This window comes from Neorhizobium puerariae, assembly GCF_042429745.1.
Taxonomy (GTDB): domain Bacteria; phylum Pseudomonadota; class Alphaproteobacteria; order Rhizobiales; family Rhizobiaceae; genus Neorhizobium; species Neorhizobium puerariae.
This window is the reverse complement of the sequence record NZ_JBHMAA010000027.1, coordinates 76,219-85,622: the sequence shown is the minus strand read 5'-3', so window position 1 is coordinate 85,622 and position 9,404 is coordinate 76,219. Positions and strand designations below refer to the sequence as shown.

Here is a 9,404-nt window from a genome sequence, read left to right as displayed (position 1 = left end):
GTCTGAGGGCGTGCATGCCACCCTCCGGTCAGGAGGGACACGCCACCGTTCCCACAAACCCCGTCATCGCAGAGGGACCGCAGTCGCGGGCACAAACCGCCGAACGGGGCGCCGGGAGGTGTCACCCAAACTAATACTTACGAGGCAGCTTTCAGCGCCCCGTCCGAAACAAAAATATCGGGATCGCCAAGGGGCGAGTCCGCCTACCCGTTCTTTGAACCTTCCGTCGCAACCTCCCGCAGCGGTGCCCGGCTGAGCTCGTTGCCGGCGGCGATCGCCTTGCGCAGGAGCCGCATCAGCTCCTCCGTCTCGCCGGCGCTCAGGCCCCGCACCAGAAGCTGCTGCGCCGCCTCCACGGCCGGCGCGATGTCTTCAAGGGTCCGCCGCCCCTCGCCGGTGATCTGCAGTTCGCGGGCGCGCCTGTCGCGGCTGCTCGCGCGGCGCTCGATCAGCCCCTTCTGCACCAGCCGGTCCACGACGCCGGTGATGGTCGTCCGGTCGTAGGCGATCAATCCCGCCAGCGTCACCTGGTCGATCCCGGGACTGGCGCTGATGGCCGCCAGCGCCGCATATTGAACAGGGGTCAGATCGTAGCCGGCCGCCTCTGCCTCCGCATGGAAGACCGCCACCGCGATCTGCTGGAACCGGCGGGCCAGATGCCCCGGCATGTCATTGTTGTCCCTCACCGTCGTCTCCGCGCATATCGTCATGCTTGACAGTATACTGATAATCAGCATACTGATCAATTACCGAGACCGCCGAATTGCCTTGGGCGGTCTCGCATGGACTTAAACCACGAGGCGGTCCGGCCGTCGATATGCGGGAAGGGAAACCCGGGACGGTATCGGCCGGAGCCGGCATCGGGCCGGAGGCCCGCCACAACATGCGGAGGAGAACCATGCAATTCCATCTCAACGGATTCCGGACCGGTGATCCGGGCGTTTCCGAACCTTCCGGGGAAGCAAGCGCGCCTTCGGGCTCCCTTCCCGGCGAGGTCGACGTGCTGATCGTAGGCTGCGGGCCTGCCGGCCTGACGCTTGCGGCCCAGATGGCGGCCTTCCCGGGGATTTCGACCTGCATCGTCGAGCAGAAACCCGGCCCGCTGCAACTGGGGCAGGCGGACGGCATCGCCTGCCGGACGCTGGAAATGTTCGAGGCCTTCGGGTTTGCCGAACGGGTGCTGAAGGAATCCTACTGGGTGAACGAGACGTCGTTCTGGAAACCGGACGACGGCGAGCGGGGAAGGATCATCCGCCACGGCCGGGTGCAGGACGTCGAGGACGGGCTTTCGGAATTCCCCCACGTCATCCTCAACCAGGCGCGGGTGCATGATTTCTACCTGGACGTCATGCGCCGCTCGCCGGGCCGGCTGGAGCCGCATTATGCGCGGCGCCTGACCGATCTGGAGATCGATCCTCCGGCCACATCCGGGGGCGAGGCCTCCGGCCATCCGGTCACCGTCAGGTTCGAGCGGCTCGATCCCCCGCACGAAGGCCGGGTGGAGACCGTCAGGGCGCGGTACGTCGTCGGCTGCGACGGGGCGCGCAGCACCGTGCGAAGATCGCTCGGGCGGGAACTCAGGGGCGATTCGGCCAACCAGGCCTGGGGCGTCATGGACGTGCTGGCGGTCACCGACTTTCCCGACATCCGCCTCAAGGCGCTGATCCAGTCGGCGGACGAAGGCAGCATCGTCCTCATTCCGCGGGAGGGCGGTTACCTGGTCCGCATCTATGTGGAGCTCGACAAGCTCAGCGAGAACGAACGGGTGGCGGGCCGCAACATCACCGTCGACCACCTGATCGCGGCGGCGCAGCGGATTCTCAGGCCCTATTCGCTCGAGGTGAAGGAGGTCGCCTGGTGGTCAGTCTATGAGATCGGCCAGCGGTTGACAGACAGGTTCGACGACGTGCTGGCGGCGGACGTCGCCACGCGCCTGCCCCGCGTCTTCATCGCCGGCGACGCCTGCCACACCCACAGCCCCAAGGCCGGCCAGGGCATGAACGTCTCCATGCAGGACGCCTTCAATCTCGGCTGGAAACTGGCGGCCGTGCTTCAGGGGCGCTGCCCGCCCGAGCTGCTGCACAGCTATTCGGCCGAACGCCAGGCGATCGCCAAGGAGCTGATCGATTTCGATCGCGAATGGGCGAAGATGCTGAGCGCGCCGCTGAAATCCTCGCCGGACGGCGAAGGCGTCGACCCGGCCGAGGTCCAGGACTATTTCGTCAGGCACGGGCGTTATACGGCGGGAACGGCAACCCGCTATCGCCCGTCCGTCCTCACGGGCGAAGCGACCCACCAGCATCTGGCGCAAGGTTTCGCGATCGGCGCGCGCTTCCATTCCGCCCCGGTCATCCGGCTCGCGGATGCCAGGCCGGTCCAGCTCGGCCACGCGGCCAGGGCGGACGGGCGCTGGCGCCTCTACGCCTTCGCCGGCGCCGGGGATCGCGCCGGGGCGGGTTCGCGCCTCGGGACCCTTTGCGATTTCCTGGCGGGTTCGCCCATGTCGCCGGTCAGGAAATACACGCCTGCCGGCGAGGATATCGATTCCGTACTGGACGTCCGCGCGGTCTTCCAGCAGGGCCACCGCACACTCGCCGTGGAGGCCATGCCCGCCCTGCTTCTGCCGGCCAAGGGCCGCCTGGGGCTTCGCGATTACGAAAAGATGTTCTGCCCCGACCTGAAGGGCGGCCAGGACATCTTCGACCTGCGCGGCATCGACCGGGAAAACGGCTGCATGGTCGTGGTGCGGCCGGACCAGTATGTCGCGCATGTGCTGCCGCTCGATGCGCATGCGGAACTTGCCGCGTTCTTCGACGGCTTCATGATCCCCCGGCGATAGGAACGGGCCGCGGCTTCAGTCGCCGCCGTCGTCCTTCGGGAGCGCCCAGGGCATCGGCCGGCGATTGAGGAAGGCGGCGATGCCCGCCCTGCCCTCGGCGCTTTCCCAGCGGTCCGCGAGCAGGCCGATGCTGTAGCCGACGGGATCGTCCACCGCCCCGCGGGCGAGGTTCCGGATCAGGCTCTTGGCGCTGGCGACGGCGCCGGGAGCGCAATCGAGAAAGGCGAGCGCTTCCTCCTCGACCGCGGCGTCCAGTCCGGCGGCCGGGCGAACCGCCGAAACCAGCCCGATGGCTCCGGCCGTCGCCGCATCGAAGTGGCGGGCATTCAGGAACAGGCGGCGCGCATGCCCCTCGCCGATCCGGCGGACGACATAGGGCCCGATCGTCGCGGGGACGAGGCCGAGGCGCGTCTCGGTCAACGCGAACCGGGCGCCCTCAGCGGCAATCACGATGTCGCAGACCGCCATCAGGCCGATGCCGCCGCCGAAGGCATTGCCCTGCACGCGGCCGACCAGCGGTTTCGGCAGGTCGTCCAGCGTCTTCAGCATCAGGGCCAGTTCGGTGGCGCCCTCGATCCTGCCTTGCCGATCCTTCGCCGCCTGATCGCGCATCCATGCCAGATCGCCGCCGGCGCAGAAGGTCGACCCCGCCGCCGCGAGCACCACGACCCGCACCGCCGCGTCCGCCGCCAGCCTGCGCGCCGCATCGGCCAGTTCGGCGATCATCCCGGCGCTCATGGCATTGTGCTTGTCCGGCCGGTTCAGCGTCAGCGTCGCAACGCCGCGCGCATCCGTCTCCAGCGTCAGCGTGTCGTAGCCGCCCATCAGCGCTCTCCCCTCAGGCTGCGGGCAAAGGCTTCCGCCTCGGCCAGCCGGACGCGGTCGATGCGGGTCTCGAAACCGAGGACCGCCAGATGATCCACCGTCTTGCCGGTCGCGACATTGCCCTCCGCGCCGGGCGCATAGGGGCAGCCGCCGAGACCGCCCGCAGCCGCATCGAAAACCCTGAGGCCCCTTTCGAGCGAGACCGCGATATTGTCGAGCGCGCGGCCGTTGGTGTCATGGAAATGGCCGGCCAGTCTTCCGGCAGGCACCTTCTCCAGAACGGCATCGAGCATGGCGGCGACCCGCTCCGGCGTGCCGGAACCGATCGTGTCGCCGAGCGAGATTTCCACGCAGCCCAGTTCCAGCAGCCTTGCCGCGACCCCGGCCACCCGGACCGGCGGCGTCGGGCCATCATAGGGGCAATCGACCACGCAGGAGATATAGCCCCTGACCGGCACGCCGTCCGCCGCGGCCTTGTCGAGCAGCGGCGCGAAACGCTGGAAACTCTCCGCGATGCTGCAATTGATGTTGCGCCGGCTGAAGCCTTCCGAGGCGGAAGCGAAGACCGCAACCTCGTCCGCCCTCGCCATTCGGGCGGCTTCATAACCGCGCAGATTGGGCGTCAGCGCCGTGTAGAGCGTGCCCGGCCGGCGGATGATCCCGGCCATGACCTCGGCGCCGTCCGCCATCTGCGGCACCCAGTCGGCGCGCACGAAACTGGTCACCTCGATCTTTTCGAAGCCGCAGGCCGAGAGCATGTCGACCAGCCTGATCTTGTCGGGGGCGGAAATGATCCGCTTCTCGTTCTGCAGCCCGTCGCGCGGGCCGACCTCGTGGATACGGACGAATTCAGCCATCCTCCACCTCCAGAGTGAGCAGGACCGCGCCTTCCAGCACCTGCTCGCCCTGCGAGACCAGCACTTCGGCGATCCTGCCGTCCCGCGGGGCGGGAAGCGCCAGCTCCATCTTCATCGCCTCCATGACGGCCAGCGCCTCGCCTCTCGATACGGCGGCGCCCGGGGCAACGTGCAGGAGTTTCACGAGGCCGGGTATCGGCGCGACGATACGGTCGCCGGCTGCCGCCGCCTCGTCTTCTCCCGCCAGCGGATCGGCGAGCGTGAAATGCCAGCTCTCCCCGTCACGGAAAACGGTGGTAGCCTTGCCATCGTGGACCTCGTGCAGCGTGGATGTCCGGCCATCGACCTCGACCCGGAAGGCGTCCGGGGAAGAAGAGATACGAAGATCGACGTCTCTTCCCTCCAGCAGGACACGGTAGTTCCCCTCGCCTTTCGAAAGGAAGGATACCGGCAGGGGTTGTCCCCGGTGTTCGAGCAGGATGAAATCCGAGGCGCCGGACCACAACCGGAAGCCGGACAAGAGCGCCCAGGGATCGTTCGTCTTCCTGGCCGCGAGCGTCCCGGAGAACGAGAGCGCGGCCAGCGCGGCGACCTCGGGGGGCGCGGCATGGACCATTGTCAGTTCCGTAAGATGCCGGTCGATCAGCCCCGTATCCGGCCGGCCCTCCGCGAAATCCGGCTGGATCGTTAGCCGCCGAAGGAAAGCGGCGTTGGTCGTCACGCCAGCCGCGCGGACCTGCGCCAGAGCATCCGACAGGCGGGAGAGAGCGGCGGTGCGATCCGGCCCATGGGTGATGATCTTCGCAATCATCGGATCGTAATAGGGCGAGATCCGGTCGCCCGCGCGCACGCCGCTGTCGACGCGGGCAAGATCGTCCGGCAGGTCGAGATGGGCGAGCATGCCGGTGGCGGGCAGGAAGCCCCGCTCGGCATCTTCCGCATAAAGCCGCGCTTCGAAAGCCCAGCCGTCGATGGAAAGCTCCTCCTGCCGCTTCGGCAGCGGTTCGCCCGACGCCACGCGCAACTGCCATTCGACCAGATCGACGCCGGTGATCGCTTCCGTGACCGGATGCTCCACCTGCAGGCGGGTGTTCATTTCCATGAACCAGAAGCGGTCGGCCTTCAGCCCTTCCGAGGCATCGGCGATGAATTCGATCGTGCCTGCGCCGGAATAACCGATCGCCTGCGCCGCTTTCACTGCCGCCTCGCCCATGGCAAGGCGCATCGCCTCCGGCATGCCGGGGGCCGGCGCTTCCTCGATGACCTTCTGGTGGCGCCGCTGCGCCGAGCAGTCACGCTCGAAGAGATGCACGACATTGCCGTGGTCGTCTCCGAAAACCTGGATTTCGATATGACGCGGATGGGCGATGTATTTCTCGATCAGGCAGGACGCATCGCCGAAGGCGGCCAGGGCCTCGCGCCGGGCGGACGCCAGCGCCTCCTTGAACGCGGCTGCCGTCTCGACCCGCCGCATGCCCTTGCCGCCACCGCCGGCGCGCGCCTTGACGAGCACCGGAAAGCCGATGCGCCCGGCCTCGCCCAACAGGAAATCCGGGTCCTGATCGGCCCCGTGATAACCCGGCACGACCGGCACGCCGGCCTTCTCCATCAACGCCTTTGCGGCATCCTTCAGGCCCATCGCGCGGATGGCTGTCGCCGGCGGGCCGATGAAACGCAGGCCGGCTGCCGCGACGGCCCCGGCAAAATCCGGATTTTCCGAGAGAAAACCGTAACCGGGATGGATGGCATCGGCCCCGCTGCGGAGCGCCGCGTCGATGATCCTGTCGCTGCGCAGATAGCTTTCCACGGCGGGCGACGGGCCGATATGCACCGCCTCGCCGGCAAGCCGGACATGCAGCGCATCGCGGTCCGCATCGGAATAGACGGCGACCGTCGCGACACCCAGCCTGTGGCCGGTGCGGACGATCCGGCAGGCGATCTCGCCGCGATTGGCAATGAGGACCTTTTTCAGCATGGCGGCAAACTCCCACTCTCCCCCCTTGCGGAGGAGAAAGAGAGTGCAGGGCACCGGCCTTGCAGAACATCAGCCTTCAGATCGCGGGCACGAAAAACGACACCCATCACCTACCTCATATCCGGAACACGCCGAAGCGTGTGTCTTCGATCGGTGCATTGAGCGCGGCGGACAGGCTGAGAGCCAGAACCTGACGGGTCCTCGCCGGATGGATGATGCCGTCGTCCCAGAGCCGGGCCGAGGCGTAAAGCGGGTGGCTCTGCGCCTCGAACTGGTCGAGCACCGGCTGTTTGAAGGCTGCTTCCTCCCCGGCGCTCCAGCTTTTTCCGCCGCGTTCGATCGCCTCGCGCCGCACCGTGGCCAGCACGCCGGCCGCCTGCGCCCCGCCCATGACCGAGATGCGGCTGTTCGGCCAGGTCCAGAGGAAACGCGGCGAATAGGCGCGTCCCGCCATGCCGTAATTGCCGGCGCCGAAAGAACCGCCAACCAGTACGGTGATCTTCGGAACCGACGTCGTGGCGACGGCCGTCACCAGCTTGGCGCCATGCTTGGCGATGCCTTCGGCCTCGTAGCGACGCCCGACCATGAAGCCGGTGATGTTCTGCAGGAAGACGAGCGGGATTTTCCGCTGCGAGCAGAGCTCGATGAAATGTGCCCCCTTCTGGGCGCTTTCGGAAAACAGCACGCCATTGTTGGAGACGATGCCGACGGGCAAGCCGAAGACATGCGCGAAACCGCAGACCAGCGTGGTGCCGAAACGCGCCTTGAATTCGTCGAACCGCGATCCGTCGACCACGCGGGCGATCACCTCGCGGATATCGTAGGGCGTCGAGAGCGAGGCCGGCACGATGGCGGCGATTTCTTCCGGATCGTAGAGCGGGTCTTCCGGCCTTTCCGGCACCACCGTTTCGGGTTTGCGGGTATTGAGGCCCGCAACGGCGCGGCGAACCAGCGCCAGCGCATGGGCGTCGTCACGCGCCAGATGATCGGCGACGCCGGAAAGCCTTGTATGGACATCGCCGCCGCCGAGATCCTCGGCGCTCACCTCCTCGCCCGTCGCGGCCTTCACCAATGGCGGGCCGGCGAGGAAGATGGTGCCCTGATCCCTGACGATGATCGCCTCGTCGGACATGGCCGGCACATAGGCGCCGCCCGCCGTGCAGGAGCCCATGACCGCGGCGATCTGGGCGATGCCCCTGGCCGACATGCGCGCCTGGTTGAAGAAGATGCGGCCGAAATGATCGCGGTCCGGGAAGACCTCGTCCTGGTTCGGCAGGTTGGCGCCGCCGGAATCGACCAGATAGACGCAAGGGAGGCGGTTTTCCTCGGCGATCTCCTGGGCGCGGAGATGTTTCTTCACCGTCATCGGATAATAGGTGCCGCCCTTCGCCGTGGCATCGTTGGCGACGATCATCACCTCGCGGCCCTCGACCCGGCCGATGCCGGTGACGATGCCGGCCGACGGGCTGGCGCCGCCATAGAGTCCGTGGGCGGCGGTGGCGCCGACTTCGAGAAAGGGCGAGCCGTGATCGAGCAGCCGGGCGATGCGTTCGCGAGGCAGCAGCTTGCCGCGCTTCACATGCCGCGCCCGTGCCTCCTCGCCGCCGCCGGCCTCGGCCAGCACCACGGCCGCCTCGACCTCGGCAATCTTCGCCTGCATGGCGGCCCGGTTGGCTTCGGCGGCTTCGTTCCTCAGGTTGACCTGCGACCGGATGACAGCCATCAGGCGGTTTCCTTGAAGAGCTCGCGGCCGATCAGCATGCGGCGGATTTCCGACGTGCCGGCGCCGATTTCCATCAGCTTGGCATCGCGCAGCAGCCGGCCGGTCGGATTGTCGTTGATATAGCCGTTGCCGCCGAGCACCTGGATCGCCTGCAGCGCCTGCTGGGTCGCCTGTTCCGAGGCATAAAGGCAGCAGGCGGCCGCATCCTGGCGGGTCACCTCGCCGCGGTCGCAGGTGGCGGCCACCGCATAGACATAGGCGCGGGCGGAATTCATCGCCGTGTACATGTCGGCGACCTTGGCCTGGATGAGCTGGAACTCGCCGATCGGCTGGCCGAACTGTTTTCGCTCGTGGACATAGGGCATGACCACATCCAGGCAGGCATGCATGATGCCGACGCCGATGCCGGCCAGCACGACGCGCTCGTAATCGAGACCGGACATCAGGACCCGCACGCCACCGCCTTCCGTGCCCATGACGTTTTCCGCAGGCACTTCGCAATCCTGGAAGACCAGCTCGCAGGTGTTCGAGCCGCGCATGCCGAGCTTGTCAAGTTTCTGCGCGGTCGAGAAACCCTTGAACCCCTTCTCGATCAGGAAGGCGGTGATGCCCCCGGCGCCGGCGGCGGGATCGGTCTTGGCATAGACCACCAGCACATCCGCGTCCGGACCGTTGGTGATCCACATCTTGCTGCCGTTCAGCACGTAACGGTCGCCGCGCCTGTCGGCGCGAAGCCTCATCGACACGACATCGGAACCGGCGCCGGGCTCCGACATGGCGAGCGCACCGACATGCTCTCCCGAGCAGAGTTTCGGAAGGAGACGGGCCTTCTGTTGCGGCGACGCGTTGCGGTTGATCTGGTTGACGCAGAGATTGGAATGAGCGCCGTAGCTGAGCGATGTCGAGGCCGAGGCGCGCGCCAGTTCCTCGACCGCCACCACATGGGCGAGATAACCGAGGCCCGAACCGCCGAAACCGGGATCGGCGGTCATTCCGAGCAGGCCGAGCGCGCCCAGCTCCGGCCAGAGATCGCGGGCGAACTCGTTGCTGCGGTCGATCTCATCGGCGCGCGGCGCCAGTCTCTCGCGCGCGAAACGGTGGACTGTCTCGCGCACGGCCTCGACCTCCTCGCCGAGCGCGAATCTCATACTTGCGTGGAACACCTTGTCTCCTCCCGGTGCGCCA

Annotated in this window: 7 protein-coding genes; 1 reads left to right on the top strand and 6 read right to left on the bottom strand. The window is 67.3% G+C overall.

Going from position 1 to position 9,404, the window contains the following annotated elements; all coding sequences use genetic code 11:
* Positions 1-203 precede the first annotated feature (203 nt).
* Entirely contained in the window at positions 204-686 is a 483-nt protein-coding gene (locus ACFFP0_RS22850; protein WP_377264510.1) for a MarR family winged helix-turn-helix transcriptional regulator, read from the bottom strand.
* A 212-nt stretch (positions 687-898) separates the two neighbouring features.
* Here ACFFP0_RS22850 and ACFFP0_RS22845 point away from each other — a divergent pair, with 212 nt between their 5' ends.
* Positions 899-2,839, top strand: a complete 1,941-nt coding sequence (locus ACFFP0_RS22845) for an FAD-binding monooxygenase (protein ID WP_377264509.1) — start codon at positions 899-901, stop codon at positions 2,837-2,839.
* A gap of 15 nt (positions 2,840-2,854) precedes the next feature.
* Here the strand turns inward: ACFFP0_RS22845 and ACFFP0_RS22840 are convergent, their stop codons facing one another.
* The 5 genes from ACFFP0_RS22840 to ACFFP0_RS22820 form a co-directional block, all read right to left on the bottom strand.
* A complete protein-coding gene (locus tag ACFFP0_RS22840) occupies positions 2,855-3,664 on the bottom strand; it encodes a crotonase/enoyl-CoA hydratase family protein (RefSeq protein WP_377264508.1) in 810 nt (269 codons plus the stop codon).
* Positions 3,664-4,521, bottom strand: coding sequence for a hydroxymethylglutaryl-CoA lyase (locus ACFFP0_RS22835; protein WP_377264507.1), 858 nt, complete (start codon positions 4,519-4,521; stop codon positions 3,664-3,666). The genes ACFFP0_RS22840 and ACFFP0_RS22835 overlap by 1 nt, the downstream gene beginning before the upstream one ends.
* Positions 4,514-6,496 carry an acetyl/propionyl/methylcrotonyl-CoA carboxylase subunit alpha gene (locus ACFFP0_RS22830; RefSeq protein WP_377264506.1) on the bottom strand — a complete coding sequence of 661 codons (1,983 nt, stop codon included), beginning with the start codon at positions 6,494-6,496 and terminating at the stop codon, positions 4,514-4,516. The genes ACFFP0_RS22835 and ACFFP0_RS22830 overlap by 8 nt, the downstream gene beginning before the upstream one ends.
* Before the next feature lie 115 nt (positions 6,497-6,611).
* Positions 6,612-8,219, bottom strand: a complete 1,608-nt coding sequence (locus ACFFP0_RS22825; protein WP_377264505.1) for a carboxyl transferase domain-containing protein — start codon at positions 8,217-8,219, stop codon at positions 6,612-6,614.
* Complete coding sequence (locus ACFFP0_RS22820; protein WP_377264515.1) at positions 8,219-9,367, bottom strand: isovaleryl-CoA dehydrogenase; 1,149 nt, start codon at positions 9,365-9,367, stop codon at positions 8,219-8,221. Before ACFFP0_RS22820 ends, ACFFP0_RS22825 begins: the two co-directional genes overlap by 1 nt.
* Positions 9,368-9,404 lie beyond the last annotated feature (37 nt).